Origin of the sequence: Streptomyces sp. 6-11-2 (genome assembly GCF_006540305.1) — a bacterium.
In the GTDB taxonomy this organism is placed as follows: domain Bacteria; phylum Actinomycetota; class Actinomycetes; order Streptomycetales; family Streptomycetaceae; genus Streptomyces.
This window is the reverse complement of sequence record NZ_BJOR01000001.1, coordinates 7,261,387-7,282,105: the sequence shown is the minus strand read 5'-3', so window position 1 is coordinate 7,282,105 and position 20,719 is coordinate 7,261,387. Positions and strand designations below refer to the sequence as shown.

Annotated in this window: 17 protein-coding genes; 8 read left to right on the top strand and 9 right to left on the bottom strand. The window is 71.4% G+C overall.

Annotated features, from left to right (window positions below):
* Window positions 1-93 precede the first annotated feature (93 nt).
* On the top strand, window positions 94-846 hold the full coding sequence (locus TNCT6_RS32685; protein WP_141364832.1) for an SDR family NAD(P)-dependent oxidoreductase: 753 nt from the start codon (window positions 94-96) through the stop codon (window positions 844-846).
* A gap of 722 nt (window positions 847-1,568) precedes the next feature.
* Here TNCT6_RS32685 and TNCT6_RS32680 read toward each other — a convergent pair.
* Entirely contained in the window at window positions 1,569-2,576 is a 1,008-nt protein-coding gene (locus TNCT6_RS32680; RefSeq protein WP_141364830.1) for a 1-aminocyclopropane-1-carboxylate deaminase, read from the bottom strand.
* A 9-nt stretch (window positions 2,577-2,585) separates the two neighbouring features.
* On the bottom strand, window positions 2,586-3,257 hold the full coding sequence (locus tag TNCT6_RS32675) for a GntR family transcriptional regulator (RefSeq protein WP_141364829.1): 672 nt from the start codon (window positions 3,255-3,257) through the stop codon (window positions 2,586-2,588).
* Window positions 3,258-3,719: 462 nt separating this feature from the next.
* Here TNCT6_RS32675 and TNCT6_RS32670 point away from each other — a divergent pair, with 462 nt between their 5' ends.
* The 3 genes from TNCT6_RS32670 (at window position 3,720) to TNCT6_RS32660 (ending at window position 7,042) form a co-directional block, all read left to right on the top strand.
* Window positions 3,720-4,925 (top strand): cytochrome P450, encoded by a 1,206-nt coding sequence (locus TNCT6_RS32670; protein ID WP_141364827.1) that lies wholly within the window; start codon window positions 3,720-3,722, stop codon window positions 4,923-4,925.
* Window positions 4,926-5,129: 204 nt separating this feature from the next.
* Window positions 5,130-5,750: an isochorismatase family protein gene (locus tag TNCT6_RS32665; RefSeq protein WP_253266477.1), complete on the top strand. Its 621-nt coding sequence runs from the start codon at window positions 5,130-5,132 to the stop codon at window positions 5,748-5,750.
* Window positions 5,747-7,042, top strand: a complete 1,296-nt coding sequence (locus TNCT6_RS32660; protein ID WP_141364823.1) for an MFS transporter — start codon at window positions 5,747-5,749, stop codon at window positions 7,040-7,042. Before TNCT6_RS32665 ends, TNCT6_RS32660 begins: the two co-directional genes overlap by 4 nt.
* Before the next feature lie 41 nt (window positions 7,043-7,083).
* Here the strand turns inward: TNCT6_RS32660 and TNCT6_RS32655 are convergent, their stop codons facing one another.
* The 3 genes from TNCT6_RS32655 to TNCT6_RS32645 form a co-directional block, all read right to left on the bottom strand.
* The gene (locus TNCT6_RS32655; protein ID WP_141364821.1) at window positions 7,084-8,052 is read right to left on the bottom strand and encodes a LysR family transcriptional regulator; all 969 of its coding nucleotides are present in this window, start codon (window positions 8,050-8,052) and stop codon (window positions 7,084-7,086) included.
* 132 nt (window positions 8,053-8,184) lie between these two features.
* Window positions 8,185-8,820 (bottom strand): hypothetical protein, encoded by a 636-nt coding sequence (locus TNCT6_RS32650; protein WP_141364819.1) that lies wholly within the window; start codon window positions 8,818-8,820, stop codon window positions 8,185-8,187.
* Window positions 8,817-10,538: a PHP domain-containing protein gene (locus TNCT6_RS32645; protein WP_141364817.1), complete on the bottom strand. Its 1,722-nt coding sequence runs from the start codon at window positions 10,536-10,538 to the stop codon at window positions 8,817-8,819. Before TNCT6_RS32645 ends, TNCT6_RS32650 begins: the two co-directional genes overlap by 4 nt.
* Before the next feature lie 414 nt (window positions 10,539-10,952).
* Here TNCT6_RS32645 and TNCT6_RS32640 point away from each other — a divergent pair, with 414 nt between their 5' ends.
* On the top strand, window positions 10,953-11,294 hold the full coding sequence (locus TNCT6_RS32640) for a hypothetical protein (protein WP_141364815.1): 342 nt from the start codon (window positions 10,953-10,955) through the stop codon (window positions 11,292-11,294).
* A 172-nt stretch (window positions 11,295-11,466) separates the two neighbouring features.
* Here the strand turns inward: TNCT6_RS32640 and TNCT6_RS32635 are convergent, their stop codons facing one another.
* Window positions 11,467-12,351, bottom strand: a complete 885-nt coding sequence (locus TNCT6_RS32635) for a neutral zinc metallopeptidase (protein WP_141364813.1) — start codon at window positions 12,349-12,351, stop codon at window positions 11,467-11,469.
* A gap of 194 nt (window positions 12,352-12,545) precedes the next feature.
* Window positions 12,546-13,103, bottom strand: coding sequence for a DoxX family protein (locus TNCT6_RS32630; RefSeq protein WP_141364811.1), 558 nt, complete (start codon window positions 13,101-13,103; stop codon window positions 12,546-12,548).
* Window positions 13,104-13,535: 432 nt separating this feature from the next.
* Between TNCT6_RS32630 and TNCT6_RS32625 the strand changes: the two genes are divergently transcribed.
* The 3 genes from TNCT6_RS32625 (at window position 13,536) to TNCT6_RS32615 (ending at window position 18,876) form a co-directional block, all read left to right on the top strand.
* Window positions 13,536-15,959 (top strand): lamin tail domain-containing protein, encoded by a 2,424-nt coding sequence (locus tag TNCT6_RS32625; RefSeq protein WP_141364808.1) that lies wholly within the window; start codon window positions 13,536-13,538, stop codon window positions 15,957-15,959.
* A 118-nt stretch (window positions 15,960-16,077) separates the two neighbouring features.
* Window positions 16,078-16,275, top strand: a complete 198-nt coding sequence (locus TNCT6_RS32620) for an antitoxin (protein ID WP_141364806.1) — start codon at window positions 16,078-16,080, stop codon at window positions 16,273-16,275.
* 261 nt (window positions 16,276-16,536) lie between these two features.
* Window positions 16,537-18,876 carry an FG-GAP-like repeat-containing protein gene (locus TNCT6_RS32615; RefSeq protein WP_308789485.1) on the top strand — a complete coding sequence of 780 codons (2,340 nt, stop codon included), beginning with the start codon at window positions 16,537-16,539 and terminating at the stop codon, window positions 18,874-18,876.
* A gap of 56 nt (window positions 18,877-18,932) precedes the next feature.
* Here the strand turns inward: TNCT6_RS32615 and paaK are convergent, their stop codons facing one another.
* Together paaK and paaI are read right to left on the bottom strand one after the other, a co-directional pair.
* A complete protein-coding gene (gene paaK, locus TNCT6_RS32610) occupies window positions 18,933-20,279 on the bottom strand; it encodes a phenylacetate--CoA ligase PaaK (RefSeq protein ID WP_141364802.1) in 1,347 nt (448 codons plus the stop codon).
* A complete protein-coding gene (gene paaI / locus TNCT6_RS32605) occupies window positions 20,276-20,707 on the bottom strand; it encodes a hydroxyphenylacetyl-CoA thioesterase PaaI (RefSeq protein ID WP_253266302.1) in 432 nt (143 codons plus the stop codon). Before paaI ends, paaK begins: the two co-directional genes overlap by 4 nt.
* Window positions 20,708-20,719 lie beyond the last annotated feature (12 nt).

The window sequence follows — 20,719 nt, the reverse complement described above, 5'->3', positions numbered from 1 at the left end:
ACCGGCGCCCGGCCTCATGTCGGGCGGCGGAAGTGCCGATGAGGCGGAACGGAATCTCGTGCCGGACTTGTCTCACCGCGGAGAACGACACTCATGGGTCCTTTTGAACTGACCGGACGCGTAGCCCTGGTGACCGGAGCGACCAGCGGCATCGGAGCCGCCACCGCGGCGCTGCTCGCCGAGCGGGGCGCGCACGTCCTGGTCGCGGGCCGGGACCGCACCCGCGGCGAGTCCGTGGTCGCCGGCATCCGCGACCGCGGCGGCAGGGCCGACTTCGTCGCCGCCGACCTGCGCACGGCGGAGTCGGTGCGGCAACTGGCCGGGGAAGCCGTCGGCGCGGGCGGTGGCCGGGTGGACATCCTCGTCAACAACGCCGGCGTGTACCCGTTCGGCCCCACGGAGCAGACGCCGCAGGACGAGGTCGACGCCGTCTACGACCTGAACGTGAAGGCGCCGTTCCACCTGGTGGCGGCCCTCGCCCCGGCGATGGCGGCACGCGGACACGGCGCGATCGTGAACGTCAGCACCATGGTCGCGGAGTACGGGGTCTCCGGGATGGCGCTGTACGGGTCGAGCAAGGCGGCACTGAACCTGCTGACCAAGGCGTGGGCCGCGGAGTTCGGCCCCCGCGGCGTGCGGGTCAACGCCGTGGAGCCCGGTCCGACCCGCACGGAGAGCACCGTAGGGATGGGCGAGGCCCTCGACGCCCTGGCCGCGGAAGCCCCGGCCGGGCGCCCGGCCGCACCGGAGGAGATCGCCGAGGCGATCGCCTACCTGGCCAGCGATGCCGCGAGCTTCGTCCAGGGCGCGGTGCTGCCCGCGGACGGCGGTCGCACAGCCGTCTGACCCCCGGCCCCCCGAGCCCGCACCACCCGTCCGACCCCGGGCTCGGGGCCCGCAGCACCGTCTGGCCCCACAGGGACCCGCTGCACCGTCTGGCTCCCGAGCCCGCCGGAGCCGCACCACTCGTCTGACCCCAACCCGCTGGGGCCCGCAGCACCGCCTGACCCCGGCCCATAGGGGCCCGCAGCACCGTCTGGCCCATCGCCTGCCGGAGCCACACCGCCCGTCCGATCCCCAGCCCGCAGGGGCCAGCAGCACCATGTGGCCCATGACCCGCCGGAACCACACCGCCGTCCGATCCCCGCCAAGGCCGCATCGCCCGTCTGATCTCGGGCAGGGAGGGGTCCCCGGCACCGCCTGACCCATGACCCGCCGAAGTCGCACCACCGCCTGCCCCCCCCCGCAGCCGCACCGCCGTCCGACTCCCCGGGTCCGCCGAGGCCGCATCGCCCTCTGGTCTCGGGCCCGGAGCGACCCGCAGCACCGCCTGGCCCCAGCCCACCGCGGCCGCACCGCCCGTCCGATCACCGGCCCGCAGGGGCCCGCAGCCCCATCCGACCCCTCAGCCTGCCGAAGTCGCACCGCCGTCCGGCCCACAGCCCCCAGAGCCTCACCTCCGTCAGCCCCATGGCCCCGGGCCAGGCCGTCGTCGGCGTCGGGGCCATGGGGCGGTGGTGGGGTGTCACTCGATCAGGTTCAGTGGCGGGGCCGGGGGTCTGCCCGGGTCAGTGGAAGGCGCCGCTGTAGGCGTTGAGGGCGGGCTGGCCGCCCAGGTGGGCGTACAGGACGTTGGAGTCCTTGGGGATGTCTCCGCGTCGGACGAGGTCGATGAGTCCGGCCATGGACTTTCCCTCGTAGACGGGGTCGATGATCATGCCTTCGAGGCGGCCGGAGAGGCGGATGGCGTCCAGGGTCGACTGGACGGGGATGCCGTACAAGTCGCCGGCCCAGCCCTCCAGGACGGTGATCTCTTCGTCACGCAACTCCCGGCCGAGGCCGATGAGTTCGGCGGTGTTGCGGGCGATCTTCTCCACCTGGGCGCGGGTCTCGTCGATCTTGGCCGAGGCGTCGATGCCCAGCACGCGGCGGGGCCGGTCCTGGCCCGCGAAGCCGGCAATCATGCCCGCGTGCGTGCTGCCGGTGACACTGCACACCACGATCGTGTCGAAGAAGACGCCGAGTTCCCGCTCCTGCCGCTGAACCTCGTAGGCCCAGTTGGCGAAGCCGAGGCCGCCCAGGGGGTGGTCGGAGCCTCCGGCGGGGATGGCGTACGGAGTGCCGCCGCCGGCGTGGACGTCCTCCAGGGCCTGGTGCCAGCTGTCCTTGAACCCGATGCCGAAGTCCGCCTGGACCAGGCGTACGTCGGCGCCCATGACGCGGGACAGCAGGATGTTGCCGACCTTGTCGTTGACCGCGTCCGGCCAGTCGACCCAGCTCTCCTGGACCAGGACGGCCTTCAGGCCCGTCTTCGCGGCGACCGCCGCCACCTGCCGGGTGTGGTTGGACTGGACGCCGCCGATGCTGACCAGGGTGTCCGCGCCCTTGCGGAGCGCGTCGGGGACCAGGTACTCGAGTTTGCGGGTCTTGTTGCCGCCGAAGGCCAGCCCGCTGTTGCAGTCCTCCCGCTTGGCCCAGATACGGGCACCGCCGAGATGGTCACTGAGCCGGTCCAGCGGGTGGACGGGGCTGGGGCCGAACAGCAGGGGGGTGCGCTCGAAGGACTCGAGGGACATCTGTGGCTCCTAGTCGGTGTCGGGGAGCAGGGTGTCGAGCAGCGGCAGCAGCGTCTGCCAGTTGGTGCGGGTGGCGGCCACGGCCCCCTCGACGTCTCCGGCCTCGCACAACGCGACGATCCGGTCGTGCTGGGCGACCGAGCCGCGGCCGCTCAGTGAGGAGAAGCGCAGTCTCTCCACGCGCCGCAGTACCGGCGTGAACTGCTCCAGGACCGAGCGGACGGCCGGATTGGCGCAGGCGGTGACGGCGACGTCGTGGAAGGCGTCGTCGGCGTCGATCGCCGCGTCGACGTCGTTGCGGCGCAGAGCGTCGGCGAAGCGGGCGTTGGCCTCGCGCATGGCGTCCAGCTCGGCGGCGGACAGGTTGGGTATCGCCTCGCGGACGGCGAGTTCGTGCATGGCCGCCGTCACCGACTGGGCCGCACGCGCCGCCCGGACGTCCAGGGGGCTGACCATGGTGTAGCGGCCGGGCTTCGTCCGCACCAGACCGGCCTGCTCCAGACGTGCCAGGGCCTCCCGCACCGGTGTGCGGCTGACGCCCAGCCACTCCACCAGGTCGCTGTCGTTGAGGCGCTCCCCCGGTGCGAGGGTGCCGTCGACGATGGCGTCCCGGATGGCCCGGTAGGCGTTGTCGCGAAGGAGTGACCTGGAGACGAGCCCCCGGCTCTGTGGCACTGGCATGCAATATATTGCACGCTGCATGACAGACAGCTGTCAAGGGTGCGCCGGCGGTTGGCTTCCGATATCGGCGCCGCCGTCGCTCAGAGGCTTGTTAGCCCACCTGGCTGCACTGACGGAGCGGGTCACCGGCTCGCGTGTTTCCATCAGCAAGGAGGCAACGACATGGGGCCGCGGCGGCCCTGGCGCCCGCAGTCACCGGGGTGCCGGCCCGGCGCGCGCTCCGTCCGCCGTCCCGGAGGATCGTGCGCACCTCGGGGGCCGGATGACACCGCCTCCGTCACCTTCCCACCGCTCGGCGGCGGATGGGCCGCCGCGCTCAGCGGTGGCCCGGTGTCGATCGCCAACGAGGGACGGCCCGCCTCGGCCTGCTCTGCGGTCGGCGGCGCCGTCGAGGCTCGCCGGAAACCCTCGCCGGGCCGTGGACACCACCGACGTCGTACCCATGCCAGAAGGAACCGACTGATGACCACGGACAACGAGACGGCCGTCTGCCCGTTCGACTTCAGCGAAGCCCTGGAGTTCGACCCCTCCCTCGCGGACCTGATGCGTCATGACACCCCCACCCGGATCCGGCTGAGCTACGGCGACGCGGACGCCTGGCTGGTCACCGGCTTCGACGCCGTGAAGCAGGTGACCACCGACCAGCGGTTCAGCCGGGCGGGCATCATCGGCCGCGACTACCCCCGGATGACGCCGGAGCCCATCGTGTCGCCCGAGTCGATCAACGTGATGGACCCGCCGTACAGCAGCCGCGTCCGTCACCTGGCCTCACAGGCCTTCACCCAGCCGCAGGTGGAGGCCATGCGCCACCGGATCGTCCGGCTCGCGGACGATCTGCTGGACCGCATGGAGGAGCAGGGCCCGCCGGCGGACCTGATCCGGTACCTGTCCGACCCGCTTCCCCAGCACACCGTCCTGGACCTCCTCGGCATCGAGCGGGCGGAATGGCCCCGGATCCAGAAGGCCGTGCACCAGCTGCTCGTCGTCGGCGCGGACACCAAGGAGGCCGCGGCGCGCGCCAAGAAGGATCTGACGGACTACTTCGGCGAGCTCGTCGCACAGCGGCGTAAGTCGCCCGGCGACGACATCATCAGCGCGATGGCCGCGGCGCGGGACGGCAAGGAGCAGCTGGACGACCGGGAACTGGCGGTCATGACGCTCATGCTGGCGCTCAGCGGCCAGGACACGGCGACCTGCGAGATCAGCGACATCGTGTACCTGCTCCTGACCCGGCCCGAGCTGGCGGAACGCATCAGGAGCCGGCCCGAGACCCTGACCGACGTGCTGCACGAGTTGCTCCGCCACATCCCGTTCCGCAAGGGGGTCGGCATCCCCCGGGTGGCTCTCGAGGACGTGGAACTGGGTGGTGTGCTGATCCGGGCGGGCGACTACGTCCACGTGTCGTACCTGACGGCCAACCGCGACCCGGAGCGCTACACGGACCCGCACGACATCGACGTCGACCGGCCGAACTCCCCCCATATGACGTTCGGCTGGGGCGGGCACCGGTGCATCGCGATGCCTCTGGCCATGGCAGAGCTCGAAGTGGCCGTCGGACGGCTCATGGAGCGCTTCCCGGGGCTGCGGCTCGCGGTGCCGCCGGAGGAGGTGCGCTGGGACCAGCGGACGATCAGGCGGTTCCCCCTGGAGCTGCCGGTGGCCTGGTAGGGACGCCCGCCGGGCAGGGCATCGCGGACGCCGCACGGCCTCGGCTGACCGGACCGCGGGCACTCGGTGCCGCCCCCGCGACGGTATAAAGAATTCCTATGACTGGGAGGGTGCGTTTCACGGTTAGGCTCTGGCCCAATCCTCGGGCCATGCTCTCCGGCCTTCCGTATTCGAAACGCAAGAGGAGTTCATCCGTTGAACGCGATGTGGCGCGTGAATCCGCAGAAGACGGCTCTGCTCGTGATCGACATGCAGAACGACTTTGTTCTCGAGGGATATCCGATGGAAGTGCCGATGGCACGCCGGCGGATACCCAGGATGCAGGAGGTCATCGCCGAGTGCCGGGCGGCCGGTATTCCGGTCGTCTACACCCGGCACATTCTGCTGGACACATTCAATGTGTCTCCGCTGGAATCCACCTACAACCCGGCGCTGCTGAGCGCTGGAATGCGCGAGGGGACTTTCGGTTCGCAGGTCGTCGACGACCTGAAGCCGGAGGAGCAGGACGTCGTCGTCGTCAAGCACCGCTACGACGCATTCCACAACACGCGACTGGAGAACGTGCTGACCAGCATCTCCGGTCTGCGTGAGGTGGACACCGTGATCATCGTCGGCACCCTCACCGAGGTCTGCTGCGACTCCACCGCGCGGGGGGCCTACATGCGGGACTTCAAGGTGGCTTTCGTCGGCGACGCCACCGGGGCGCTCAGCGAGGAGGCCCAGGCGGCCACGGAGAAGACCATCGGCACATTCTTCGGTCGGGTACTCACCACCGGGGAACTGGTCACGGAAATCCGCGCGAACCGCGAGGGGAGAGCGGCGTGAGACCCAGAGAATACGACGTCCGCTACGAACGTTCGGCGATCGTGCTGCTCTCCCTCGGATTCGGCCTCGTCGGTCTGGACCGCTGGATCATCAGCCCGCTGTTCCCCTCGATGATGAAGGAACTCGAGCTCGACTATCAGGACCTCGGGAACATCATCGGAGTTCTCGGTCTGGCCTGGGGATGTTCCTCCCTTCTCATAGGCGGCCTCTCCGACCGGCTGGGACGGCGCAGGATCCTGGTCGGCTCGATCGTGTTCTTCTCGGTCTGCTCACTGCTGACGGGGCTCGTCGGCGGACTCGTCAGCCTCCTGATGGTGCGGGTCATCATGGGCGTCACCGAGGGCGCCTTCACCCCGACCGCGGTGGCCGCCACGGCGGAGGCGTCCCGGCCGGAGCGCCGCGGACTGAACATGGGCATGCAGCAGAGCACCTTCGCCCTGTTCTGCATCGGCCTCGGCCCGATCATCGCCACCCAGCTGCTGCGGGTGCTGCCGAGCTGGCACTGGGTCTTCGGTCTCATGCTGGTCCCCGGCCTGGTCCTGGCCTGGTTCGTCTTCCGGACCATTCGGGAGCCCCACCAGCTGCCGGCCTTCGAATCCGCCGTCGCCCCCACCGCCCAGGACAAGACCCGCTGGCTGGACGTCTTCCGCTACCGGAACATCCGGCTGGCCATCCTCGCCCTGTGCGGCGCGATGACGTGCATCTTCGTGCTGAGCGCGATGGTGCCGAGCTACCTGGTCGACCACCAGGGCATCGGGACCAGCCAGATGGGTGTCATCGCCTCCGGCATCGGGTTCGGCGCCTTCGCGGGCCAGCTGGTCATTCCGGGGCTGTCCGACCGGTTCGGCCGCAAGCCCGTGGTCGTCGTCGCGCTGCTGATGGCGATGTGCATGCTGGTCGGCTTCATCCTCCAGGGGCCGGTGGTGCCGCTGCTGTTCCTGCTGCTGTTCTTCGTCGCCTTCGGCGCCAACGGCTGTCTGGCCCTGCTCGCCGGAACCATCACCGTGGAGTCCGTCCCCGCCGGTCTGATGGCCGCCGCGGCGGGCACCGTGATGGGCGTCGCGGAGATCTTCGGCGGTGGCGTGGCGCCGTCCGTCGCCGGATACCTGGCCCAGCACCACGGCATCCACACCGTCCTCTACCTGGCACTCGGCGGACTGCTGCTGTGCGTGGTGGCCGCGTCCTTCCTCCAGGAGACGGCGCCGAAGAAGACCGGCCGCGCCGGCGACGAGGACGCCGCCGTCACGACGACCGCGGGCGTCCAGCCGGAACCCGGTCCCGCCACGCGCTGAGGACCTGCCCGGGAGGCGGACGACCCGCGCGTCGGCGCGGGTCACCCCGTCCCGGGCAGATCGCCGTCCGGGGCACCGGGCGGGTCCTCGTCGAGGAACCGCCCGACGGACGCCGCGAACGCCTCGGTCACCCCGTGGTCCCGGCCCGCGTCACTGACCCCCACCGTGACACTGATCTGCGGAAGCAGTCCGGGCAGCCGGGCCGAGGGAAGGTCCGTCGCCCGCTGCCCCCGGTCGCCGAGGACGACACCGGCGGGAACCACGGTGATGCACTCCCCCAGCCGGATCAGCGCGTGCATGGTCCGGTAGTCGTCCACCACGTGGAAGCGGGAGATCTCGTACGTCTCGATCAGCGTGGTCGTGATCCTCGCATGGTGCGTCAGCACCGGATTGTCGAACAGCACGAACCGGTAGCGGGACAGCAGCTCCTTCAGGGCCGGGGCGCTGACCTCCTCCAGAACCGCCCCCGGCGGATGGACGAGCGCCATGTCCTCGACGCCCACGACGTCGGTGTGGAACGGGTGGTCCGCTTCCGTCGAGTAGAACAGCCCGGCGTCCAGCTGGTTGAGTTCCAGCAGGTCGATCACCGTCGTGGCAGGCCGGCTGGTCACCCGGAACTCGTCCGCCCCGTACACGTCCAGCGCGCTGCTCACCACGGCCCGTACGGACCGCTCCGACAGCCAGTTGTCCACGCCGAAGACGACCTTGTGCGGATGACCGGCCACCTCGGCGAAGCTCCGCGGCCGGGACGGGTCCTTCTTGCCCAGGACCGCGGAGGCGTTGGACAGATCCCGGATGAGCTGGGCGGCGTACGGCAGGAAGTACGCGCCCTGCGGGGTCAGCACCGCGCCCTTCCAGCCCCGCTCGAACAACGCGAAACCGAGACTCTCCTCCAGCCGCCGCAGCCGCTGGCTCATCGTCGGCTGTGTGACGTACGAGCCTGCGGCGGCCTTGGAGATACTGCGGTACTTGGCCACCGCCAGGAAAGAACGAAGCGCCTCGAGATCCACGGTTGCCCCTCCTTCGGCCACGACACTGGGCTCGATGGATCGGACCCTACTGCCCCGCGGACCCGTTGTGACCTGCGGGGACCGCGAGGCGGAAGGACTTCTTCCGGCGCATGCCGCCGGCCGGGGCGGGCGTCAGCCGTGATCGGCGCAGCAGGGCGTGGGGTCGGGCACCTCGAAGGGGGCGAGGACGCCCCCCGCGGCGGGCACGAGCGGCAGCACGAGCTGTCCGTCCTGCCACAGGGGGCGCACGTGATCGCGAGTCGTCACCGAGGTGTCCGGTTCCGGACCGCCGCCGGGGCCGGACGGCGCCCCGATGACGGTGACCCGGTCGATCGCGGTGTTCTGGAGGAGGAAGCTCAGCGGGACCGTGCCGACGAGACGCTGGACACCGGGGTAGACGACGGCACGTCCCTGCTCGCGGGTCTGCTGCTCGGCCGCCGCCAGGGCGGCGCCGTCCGCGTACGGCGCCGGACCGTGCCGCAGCGCGCCGAGGGCCGCGCCGGACGGCGGCCGCTCATCGTCCGCGAGGAGGGCGACGAGCCGGTGCCATGCCGAGGCCGCGGTGTCCGCGTCCGGCAGCGCCAGGGAGAGGGCGATGTGCGGCCGCTCGCCGCTGCGGACCGGGTGCGTGCAGGCGACGGTGGCGTCCGGCAGGCCGAGCCGCGCCACCAGGTCCTGGGCGAGGTGATCGGCGCCGCGCAGGTCCGCCGACCCGGCGTCCACACCGATCACGGTGGGGACGCCGGGTCCGCCGGGCGTACCGGTCATGCGGGCAGGACCCACATCGGGTTGGAGTAGAACCACAGGTCCTTCCACGGGTCGGCGTCGCCGACCACGTCCATCGCCGGTCCGGCCGGGTCCACGGCGGCACCGCGCAGACCGACCGCCGTGCGGTTGCCGTCGGTGCCGCGCAGCCGCACGTACACCGGCTTGTCCACGCGGCCGAGGGAGTACGTCAGACGCACCGAGCCGGTGGACTTGTCCACCTCGAAGGACTTCACGACCTTGGTGGCCGGGGTGGTGAAGACGTCCTTGTCGGAGACCCGGCCGGTGACGTCGCCCTGGATCACGTCGACCCGGGCCAGCTTCGGCACGAACTGCGCCCAGTTCGGGCCGTTGGCGAGGCTGATGTCGACTACCAGGTCGACCTGGCTGCCGCGGCGCACGTGCAGCACGTCGCCGAGGGTGACGGCCTTGCCGCCGGAGCGCAGTTGGGCGTTGAGACCGCTGATCAGCCCGCCGTGGTCGACCCAGACGCGGCCGGCGCGGATGCCGTCCATGACCGACTGGTAGGAGAAGGAGGCGGCGCCGACGTGGGTGCGGGAGTACTGGCCGGGCCAGAAGTCGCCGTCGCCCAGGTTCAGCGCGCCGCCGTGGACGGGGTCCTCGTAACGGCCGTTGGCGTTGAAGTCGCTGCCCGGCCCGCGGACGGAGGAGTCGGCGTAGACGCTGTGGGAGTCGGAGTTGGCGGTGATCCACCAGGGCTTGCCCTCGGCCAGCAGGCTGTCCCACAGACCGCCCACGGTCGCGGTCATCCAGTCGAAGCCGCCCCAGGTGCGGTAGCTCTCCAGCGGGTAGCCGGAGAAGGAGTCGGCGCCGGGGCTGCCGTCGTAGTAACCCCGGCCCGAGCCGGGGCCGCCCGGCGCGGGCAGGCCGGCGGCCTGGTGGCCGGGAGCGCCCTCCATGCCGACGGCGATCGTCGGCTGCGCGTCGCGCCAGGCACGGATCTCGTGCGGGGAGTCGATGCCCTTGCGGGCGGGGTGGTTGGCCAGGAACAGGGCATCCTTGACCTTGCGGCGCTGGACCTGCTCGGCGAGGAAGTTGACGCCCGCGATGGCGAGCGCCTCGTTGGCGGGGGTGTTGGCGGTGGCCTTCTTCACGGCCCCGTCGAAGGAGTTCTCGAACTCCTTCAGCACGGCGACCTCGTTGGTGCCGGGGTGGACGAAGACGGTGCCGTGCTCGGCGGCCGGGATGTTCCACTCCAGGCCCTGGAAGACCAGCGTGTCGGAGATCTGCCCGCGGGCGGCGACGATGTCCGGGTTGACCTTCTCCACACCGATCTTGGCGTGCTGCTCGCTGCCGTGGTCGGTGATGACCATCCAGTCCAGGCCGTGCGCGTTGGCCTGGCGCACGTGGTCGACGACCCGGTACTTGCCGTCGGAGCTGTACTGGGTGTGGATGTGGTGGTCACCGGCCAGCCACAGGTATCCCCCGGAGCGGGAGGGCTGCGAGGACTGCTGGTTCTGGTTCTGCCCCTGGTTCTGGCCCTGGGAGGCGGCCGCCTGTCCGGCGCCGGCGAGCACACTGCCCGCCGCAAGTCCGGCACCGAGCAGGCCGGTACGGCGCAGCATGGACCGGCGGGACAGCTGATCGGGCGTCAACTCGGTGTCGGGGACCTCCAGGTCGAGCGCCGGCGGCAGGGACCCGCCACCCGTGCCGTGGTCGTGGTGGTGGTGCCCGTGGGCGTGACTGTGGCCGTGGCCCATGTCCGAACTCCTGCCGTCTGTACGTTAAAAGCGTGTTCGAGCGGCGCCCATGCTGGGCCCCTGCCGCCAACACGGCGGGAACGGCGGGTGACAACGGCAGGTACGGCAGGCGGCACCCGAACGCGGCACGGGGTCGGCCGCGGTTTCGGCACGCGCGCCGGCGCTGCCGGACCGGGCGGAACAAGCCACTTCGGGAGTCGAGGGCGCACGACGCTCGCGTGACGGCCGGCGCCCGGGCCCATCGGCTGCCCGCCGGCCGGGACCTCGCCGGGGTGCGGTGGTGGAGCACCGCGCGACCGGAGCGGGCACGGGTGACGAGACCCGGTGTGCGCAGTACGCCCAGGTGGTACGAGACCGTGGCGGGACTGGGGAAGTGACGGCGTACCCGGGCTGCCGCGGGGTCCGATCGCGGGTGTGCGGGAGGGAAGCGCGGCGAGCGCCGAGGAGCTCGGCCAGGGGCTGCACGCCCCCACACTGTGCCTGGACGGACGTTACCCCCGGGACAGGGCGGACGCTTCGGCGGCCGGACGCCGGGAGGCGCTGGAGAAGGCCGGTGCGGAGCTGACACCGGTCGGCTCCGGCCCCTTCGACGCCGCCACGACGACCGGCCTCGGCTCGATGCCGAGCTGTCCGCACGGGCCGCGCACGCCGGTGCCACCGGAGCACCGCGGGCTGCCGGGCTTACCGGTCCTGCTGCTCGGCGGGGTCCGGGACGGCCGACCCCGCTGGAATGGCTTCACGACCGGAAGAGGCTGACGCCGCGGGCCCAGGTCGTGTTGGTGCCGGGCGCGGCGCACTCGGTGCGGAACAGGACGGCCAGGACAGGGGCCGCCAGGCGGTGTTCGACTTCCTGCTGGACCGGCGCCGACGGCACCGTACGGACGGCGAAGGCCCCGACCGGGGAACCCCGGCCGGGGCCTTCACGTGGTCAGATGGCGCCGGTGAAGGTGTCGCACCGGGCCGGGGAGCCCGTGGTGTAGCCGGCGGTGAACCAGTGGACCCGCTGCTGCGAACTGCCGTGGGTCCAGCCTTCCGGGTCGACGCGGCCCTGGGTGCGTTCCTGGATGCGGTCGTCGCCGACGGCTTCCGCGGCCCCGAGGGCCTCGCGGATGTCGGAGTCGGTGAACGGCTTGTCGAAGAAGCCGGTGGTGACGGCGTTCTTGGCCCAGACCCCGGCGTAGCAGTCGGCCTGGAGCTCCAGCCGGACCGAGCCGCTGTCGGCTCCCTTGCGGTCCCGGCCGGCGCGGTTCATGGTGCCCAGCAGGTTCTGCACGTGATGCCCGTACTCGTGGCCGATGACGTACGCCTGCGCGAAGGGGCCGCCCTTGGCGCCGAACCTGTCCTCCAGTTCGCGGAAGAAACCGAGGTCGAGGTAGACACTGTGGTCGGCCGGACAGTAGAACGGGCCCATGGCGGAGGTGGCCCGGCCGCACCCCGTGCTCCAGGTGCCGGAGACCAGTTGGGTTCCAGCCTTGGTGTAGGACTGCTGGTAGTGCTCGGGGAGAGCGCCCTGCCAGTAGCGCTGGATGCTGTTGACGACGCCCACCACGCGGCACTTCTCCGATTGGTTGGCGTCGGCGCCCTTCCGGCACTTCGCGGTCAGGTCCTCCCCCTGCTGCTGGGTGGCGGAGTTCGAGCCGCCGCCGTTCAGGAGGCCCGCCGGGTTGACGCCCAGGAGCAGTGCGACGACCAGGACGACGACGCCGATGACGCCGCCGCCGATGGTGAGCCCGCCTCCTGGAATGCCACCGCCGCCGCTGCCGCGGTCTTCGACCTGAGAAGCATCAAGATCCACGTCATCGCGGAATTCCATGGGTCGTTCGTCTCCCGGAGGTTGGTGATCACCCCCATTCTGCCCGGTGTCGTGGACTGGTCGTGTGAGGGTGGGCGGCGACGCTCCACGGACACCTCACAGACCGTCACTTCCGCAGCGCGCAGGCGGCCCACGACCCCGGGGCGGCGCGCGCCCCGGGGTCTTCGGCGTGTCCTCCGGCGCCGCGGGGCGGGCTAGAGACTGAGCGTGACCGCGGCGCCCGCGCCGCCCAGGGCCAGGGCGAGAGCCGCCTCGCTCCAGCCGCCGGCGCCCCAACGGAAGAAGCGGTCCACGGCCAGCCGGCCCGGGCCGATGGCGGCGATCCCCAGGGCGACGACGGCGATGCACACGTTGTATTCCACTCCGCCGTCCGTCTCCCACAGGCCGTGGACGCCGGTGACGGTCGCCATCGCGTTGATCATGACTCCGATCAGGGCGGCGGCCGCGAGCGGGGTCAGCAGCCCCAGGGCCAGGCCGAGGCCGCCCAGGAACTCCGACAGACCGCCGATCGTGGCGAACAGTTTTCCCGGGCGGTAGCCGAGGGCCGCGAACCCCTGACCGGTCGCGGTCAGGCCGCGCCCTCCGAAGAGCCCGAACAGCTTCTGCGCGCCGTGCCCGGCCATCAGCAGGCCGAAGGTGAGCCTGATGAGCAGCAGACCGCAGTCGGCGGCGGTCGCCGTGACCGCGGCGGCGTGCCGTGCCACCGGCTCCGTGGAACGAGGGGCCCGGTACAGAATTCGCTTCGACACCATGGGAGTGCTCCGGTAGAAACGCCGGAACGGGTGTGGCCCCCAGCTCGGACACGCCGAGGCACCGGCCGGGGGTGAGCCGCGCGGCAGCTCGCGCCCGCTCTCACCCCTCGGTATCGATCCTTCCGCAGCCTGCGCGGTCGTGCATCTGGGCCTGGCCGGATCCAGCCGGGCCTGTCCGGGCCTGGATGGGCCGGGATGGGCTTCCCCAACTCCCGCCGTGCGGTGATTCGTCGTCGTACGCCCCAGCTGTCCCGGGTGACACGACGGTCGTTCCGGTGACTTCCGGCCAACGACCGGGGAAACGCTTGCCCCTTGGTCGGTCCTCCATCTTGTTGCGCGGGAATCTACGCGCGTATCTTTCCTGCCGACCCACGAGTCTCCTGTCACCTCCCACGGTTCAGTCGCGTTCTCAACTCCACGAAAGAGCCCCACGTGTCTTCACACATACCGCTGTCCCTGCGTGGCAGAGCTGCCAAGGTCGGCCTCGTCGCGCTTCCCCTCGGTATCGCCGGCTCACTGATCGCACTGCCTCTCACCGCCCAGGCGGCGTCCCCGGACGCCGTCATCTCCGAGGTCTACGGCGGCGGTGGCAACTCCGGCGCGCCCTTCACCCACGACTTCGTCGAGCTGGGCAACGCCGGCTCCGGATCGTTCGACCTGAGCGGCTGGTCCGTCCAGTACCTCAGCGGCTCGCCGTCGGCCACCACCAAGTGGCAGGTCACCCCGCTCACCGGGGCGATTCCCGCGGGCGGCACCTACCTGATCCAGGAGGCCAAGGGCACCGCGGGCGACGCCGCCCTGCCGACGCCCGACGCGACCGGCACCATCAGCATGTCGGCGACCAGCGGCACCATCGCGCTGGTCCACTCCACCACCGCGCTCACCTGCCTGACCGCCGAGGACTGCGCGGCCGACGGCAGCATCAAGGACCTGGCGGGCTTCGGCACCGCCGTGGTGCGCGAGGGCAACCCCGCCACCGGTGCGGGCAACACCACCTCCGTCTCGCGCGACGCCGCCTTCACCGACACGGACGACAACTCGGTCGACTTCACCGGCGGCGCTCCGACCCCGCGCAACAGCACGGGAGAGGGCTCCGGCGACCCGTCGCCCTCCCCCACCCCGTCGCCCACCGACACCGCGCCGGGCAGCCTGCGCGTCCACGACATCCAGGGCACCACCCGGATCTCCCCGCACAACGGCGAGTCCGTCACCAACGTGCCCGGCGTGGTGACCGGCGTGCGCAGCACCGGCACGAAGGGCTACTGGCTCCAGGACCCCGACGCGGACGCGAACCCGGCCACCAGCGAGGCCATCTTCGTGTACACGGGCTCCGCCACCCCCATCGTCAAGGTCGGCGACTCGGTGCTGGTGTCGGGCAAGGTCAGCGAGTACTACCCCGGCGGCCAGAGCAGCGGTGCGCAGTCCGTCACCGAACTGACCGGCCCCACGGCCGTCGTCCTGTCCTCCGGCAACCCGCTGCCGGCGGCGGAGGTCATCAACTCGACGACGCTGGCCGAGGCCTACGCCCCGCAGGTCCCGGGCGGAAGCATCGAGTCCCTGGAGCTGAAGCCCGACAAGTACGCCCTGGACTGGCTGGAGTCCCGTGAGGGCATGCTGGTGCAGGTCGGCGACTCCCGCGTGGTGGGCGCCAGCAACGACTACAACGAGACGTGGATCACCACCAAGCCCCAGCAGAACCCGTCCTACCGCGGCGGCACCGTCCTCACCGGCTACGCCAACCCCAACTCCGGGCGTCTGCTCCTCACCTCGCTGACCGGTGACAAGCTCCAGGCGAATGTGGGTGACACCCTCACCGGCACGACCTCCGGCCCGCTGGACTACGGCACCTACGGCGGCTACAGCATCCAGGCCACCAAGCTCGGCAAGACCGTCTCCGGCGGGCTGACCCCGGACGTGGCGAAGCCGGGCAAGGCGGACGAGTTGTCCGTCGCCACCTACAACGTCGAGAACCTCGCCCCGTCGGACCCGCAGCGCAAGTTCGACCGGCTGGCCCAGGCCGTCGTCAAGAACCTGGCCGCCCCGGACATCCTGAGCCTGGAGGAGATCCAGGACAACAGCGGCGCCACGGACGACGGAACGGTCGCGGCGGACAAGACCATCGCCAAGTTCGTCGACGCCATCAGGGCGGCGGGCGGCCCGGCGTACGACTGGCGCTCCATCGACCCGGTCAACGACCAGGACGGCGGCCAGCCCGGCGGCAACATCCGCATCGTCTACCTCTTCAACCCCGCGCGCGTGACCTTCGTGGACCGGCCGGGCGGCGACTCCACGACCGGCGTCCAGGCGGTCCCCGACGGCAAGAAGGGCGTCCGCCTCTCGGTGTCGCCGGGCCGGATCAACCCGACCTCCGGCGCCTGGAAGAGCAGCCGCAAGCCGCTGGTCGGCGAGTTCACCTTCCGCGGTGAGCAGGTCTTCGTCGTGGCCAACCACTTCAACTCCAAGGGCGGCGACCAGCCGTCGCACGGCATCTTCCAGCCGCCGACGCTGGGCTCCGAGGTCCAGCGCACGACGCAGGCCAAGGAGGTCAACGGCTTCGTCTCCGACCTGCTGTCCAAGGACAAGAAGGCCAAGGTCGTCGTCCTGGGCGACCTGAACGACTACCAGTTCTCCAAGCCGCTGGCCACGCTGACCTCCGGCAAGATCCTCACGGATCTGATCAACACCCTGCCGGCGAACGAGCGGTACAGCTACGTGTACGACGGCAACTCGCAGACGCTGGACCACATCCTGGTCTCGTCCAACATCAAGAAGCCCTCCTACGAGGTCGTCCACATCAACGCCGAGTTCTACGACCAGATGAGCGACCACGACCCGCAGGTGGTCCGGTTCAAGTAACCGCTCCCCCCGGCACGTTCGGGTCACGGGCCCGGCACCTCGACGCGAGGTGCCGGGCCCGCGTCGTGAGATCATGGCGTCCCGAGCTACTACAGCCCCGTAGAGGAGCGGCACACGCATGTTCGACCAGCTGAAGAACCTGAAGGGCAAGGTCGAGGACATCGCCGAAGCCCACGGCGACAAGATCTCCGACGGACTGGAGAAGGCCGGCGAATTCATCGACGGCAAGACCGGCGGCAAGCACAGCAGCACGATCGACACCGTCGTCGACAAGGCACAGGACGCCGTGGACAAGCTGGGCAAGCACAAGGGCTGAGCGCACGGCGGCACCCGCGGGTGTGACACCTGGTGAGGTCCGTGCGCTTGGCTAGTAACAGCTGTGACACGCGTGCCGAACGCCGGACTTTCTTGGGGTGGGATGGTGGGTCGCCGAACTGGGCGGGCGAACGCGTTACGGAGCCTGAACCGGCGAGTGTGGCTGACGGGCGGGGCCGCCGTGCTGACAGGGGCCGGAGTCGTCACCTTCGCGGTGGCGTCTCCGCCCGCACAGCCGCGGGGTCACGGGCGGATACCGTCCGTGCAGACGCTGCGGCCGGCAGACCTGGGCGAGGGGCACGAGGGGCTGCCGCAGTGGGACACGGACCGGTTCAGCGCCGCGCTGCTGACCTGGGACGACCCGCGCGCTGAACTGGGCGGCACCGCCGAACTGCGCTCCCGCTCGGTGGCGACCGGCGAGTGGTCGGACTGGCGGAGGCTGCCGGACGACCCGTTGACCGCCGACGGGGCGGAGGCCCGGCGGGCCGGGGTCCGGGGCGGCACCGCCTCCGTGTGGACCGGTGACGCGGACGGTGTGGAGGTGCGCGTCCTCAGGGGCGACGGCACGCCCGCCACGGGACTGCCCGCAGGGCTGGACGTCAAGCTGCTGGACCCCGGCTCGGGGTCCGGGGGCATGACCGGGTCCGAGGACGCCGCGTCCACCGAGTCCGCCCCGGTCACCGGGTCCGCGCCGGTCACCGGGTCCGCGCCGGGCGGCGCACCGCGCACTGTCCCGGCCGCACGCCCGTCGACGGTGGTGCGGCCGCCGGTCATCACCCAGGCGGAGTGGGGAGCCTGGACCGGACACGGCAGCACGCCGAGGTACGGAGCGCGGATCCGGGCCGCGATCGTCCACGACACCGGGGCCGGCAGCGACAACGAGCTCTCCTGTGCCCAGTCCCGCGCCCGGCTGCGCACCCTCCAGCAGGGTCACCTCGCACGCGGCTACGACGACATCGGCTACAACTTCGTCGTCGACCGCTGCGGTCAGGTCTTCGAGGGCCGCGGCGGCGGCGCGGACCTGCCGGTGGTGGGCGCGCACGAGCGCGGTTCCAACACCGGCACGGTCGGCATCTCCTTCATCGGCGACTTCACGATCGCAAAGCCGAGCCCGGCCGCGCGGAACGCCATCGCGCGGATCGTGGCGTGGAAGTTCGGAATGTACGGCATCGACCCGGCCGGCAAGGTCACGCTGGGTTCCGGCAGCGGTGCCCGTGCCGGCGGCGGGACCGCCGGGGAGGCCGCCCGGATCGCCGAGCTGGCCGGGAGACCGGGGATCTCGCACGCGCCGCCCACCTCCGACTTCAACCGCGACGGCACCGGCGACCTGGCGGCCGGTACGCCCAGGGTGTCGGGCGGCGCCGGCGGCGTGACGGTGATCCCGGGCGGCCTCGACGGCCCGGCCGCGGCCTCGAAGGTGACGATCACTCAGGACAGCCCCGGGGTCCCCGGCTCCTCCGTGCCCGGCGACAACTTCGGCGCCGCGACCGCGTGGGGCGACGTCAACGGCGACGGCTACGCCGACCTCGCGATCGGTGTGCCCGGAAAGGACGACGACCACGGGCACGCCGACCGGGGCTCGGTCACCGTCCTGTACGGGCCCGGTCTGGACTCGGGGTTCTCCTACACCGCCTCCGGCGGCACACCGGCCGGGGCACGGTTCGGCTCGGCGGTCGCCGTCGGCGACTTCGACGGCGACGGCCGCGCGGACGTCTTCGCGGCCGGCACCGGCAACGGCGGCATGTGGAGCGTACGGCTGACCGCGAGCGCCACCACCTCCGGACCGCTGACCACCGCCAAGGGCCCGGTCTCCCATCCGGACGCCACGACCGGCGACTTCAACGGGGACGGCTACGCGGACGTCGCCCTCGTGTACACCGACGCCGGCGGCACCGGGCGCGTGGTGTGGTTCGCGGGCTCCGCGCACGGGCTGACGAAGCGGGGCGCCCTCCCGGTGCGGGGCGGCCGCTGCGTCGCCGCGGGCGACATCGACGGCGACGGGTACGACGACCTCGTCATCGGCCAGCCCCACGCCCCGGAATCGGGCGGTGCGGCAGGGGGTCAGGTCACCGTGGTCCGCGGTGCGGCGACCGGGCTCACCACCAGCGGTATGAAGGTCGTCCACCAGGATGGTGTGGGCGTGGCGGGCACCGACCGGGCCGGTGACGGCTTCGGCGAGGCGGTCTCCGTCGGGGACCACGACGCGGACGGCTACGCGGACGTCCTGGTAGGCGCCCCCGGAGAAGGCCTCACCCGTGACGGCGTCCACCACCGCGACGCCGGGCAGGCCACCCTGCTCCGGGGTTCCGCGTCCGGTCTGACGGCCACCGGCTCCTTCGCCCTCAACCAGGACACCCCCGGGATCCTGGACGCGGCGGAGACGGGCGACCGGTTCGGTTCCTCCGTCGCCCTGACGGACATGACCGGCCACGGATACGCGGGGCTCGTCTTCGGCGCGGAAGGCGAGGACGGGGGCAACGGCCTCCTGCTGTACACGCCAGTCAGCGGCAGCGGCTTCGGCCTCGCCCGGACCGTCGCCCTGCGCGACACCGCCCTGGGCACACCCGCCGGCGCCCATCTCGGGCAGAACCTGGCGCCCTGACCCTCACGCCGCGACCGGTGGTCGTGTCCACCGGCCGCGGCGGCCGGGGCCGGGCCTCATCCCCGGCGCAGATCCCGGACCCGGCGGATCTTGCCCACCGAACGCTCCAGGGTCTCCGGATCGACCACGCACACCTCGACGCTGATGCCGACCGAGTCCTTCACGCCCTTGCTGATCGCCCGGGCGGCCGCCTCGCGCTGCTCCGGCCCCGCGCCGGGGCGGGCCTCGATGTGGACCGTCATGTGGTCCATGCGGCCGCGCTGGGTCAACTGGATCTGGAAGTGCGGGGCGACGTCGGGCACGCGCAGCACGACCTCCTCGATCTGGCTCGGGAAGACGTTCACACCCCGCAGGATGATCATGTCGTCGCTGCGGCCGGTGATCTTCTCGATACGGCGGAAGGCGGGCCGTGCGGTGCCGGGCAGCAGGCGGGTGAGGTCACGCGTGCGGTAGCGGATGATCGGCAGGGCTTCCTTCGTCAGCGAGGTGAACACCAGCTCGCCGCTCTCGCCGTCGGGCAGCACCTCACCGGTGATCGGGTCGACGACCTCGGGACAGAAGTGGTCCTCCCAGACGTGCAGTCCGTCCTTGGTCTCCACGCACTCCTGCGCCACACCCGGGCCCATGACCTCCGACAGTCCGTAGATGTCGACGGCGTGGATGTCCATGCGCTCCTCTATTTCCCGGCGCATCGCCTCCGTCCAGGGCTCGGCGCCGAAGATGCCGACCTTGAGGGAGCTGGTGCGCGGGTCCACGCCCTGCCGCTCGAACTCGTCGAGCAGGGTCAGCATGTAGGAGGGCGTGACCATGATGATCTCGGGCTCGAAGTCCCGGATGATCTGCACCTGGCGCGCGGTCATGCCGCCGGAGGCGGGGATCACGGTGCATCCGGCGCGCTCGGCACCGTAGTGCGCGCCGAGGCCGCCGGTGAACAGGCCGTAGCCGTAGGAGATGTGGACCTTGTGGCCCCGCCGGCCGCCCGCGGCGCGGATGGAGCGGGCGATGAGGTCGGCCCAGGTCGACAGGTCGTTCTCGGTGTAGCCGACCACGGTGGGGCGGCCGGTGGTGCCGCTGGAGGCGTGGATGCGCCGGACCTCGGACATGGGGACGGCGAACATGCCGAAGGGGTAGGTGTCGCGCAGGTCGGCCTTGGTGGTGAAGGGAAAACGGGCCAGGTCCTCGAGGGAACGGCAGTCGTCGGGGGTGACGCCGGCCTCGTCGAACTTCTTCCGGTAGAGCTCGACGTTGTCGTAGGCGTGGCGGAGGGTCGCGCGGAGCCGGCTGAGCTGCACATCGCGGAGCTGCTCGCGGGTCATGCGCTCGCCGCTGTCCAGCAGCTCGTCCGGGAGCGGCTGTCCCAGCCGGGGCCCCTGATCCACCGGGGCCGTCACTTCGCTGCTCATCGCGACTCCTTCGTCTTCTCGCTTCGTAGGCTGCGGCTGCGCCCGCGGAACTCCGCGATCACCTCGTCACCCCGCCGGACACTCACGTCGTAGATCCCGCTGCGGCCGTACCGGGTGCGCTCGCAGGCCGTCGCCACGAGGACGTCGCCCTCGTGGGCCGGGGCGATGAAGACGATGTCGGCCGCCGCCGCGACCGTCACGGGTCCGTGACTGTTGCAGGCGCAGGCGAACGCGGTGTCGGCGAGCAGGAAGAGATAGCCGCCGTGGGCGATCCGATGCCCGTTGACCATCGCCGGCGTCACGGTCATCCGCACCTCGGCGGTCCCTTCGCCGTGGTGCGTCAGCTCGATGCCGAGATTCCGGGAAGCCAGGTCCGCGGCGAACATCGTCTCGACCGGACCGGGTTCGACGTCAGTGGCCTGCGTCACGTTTTCCACCAC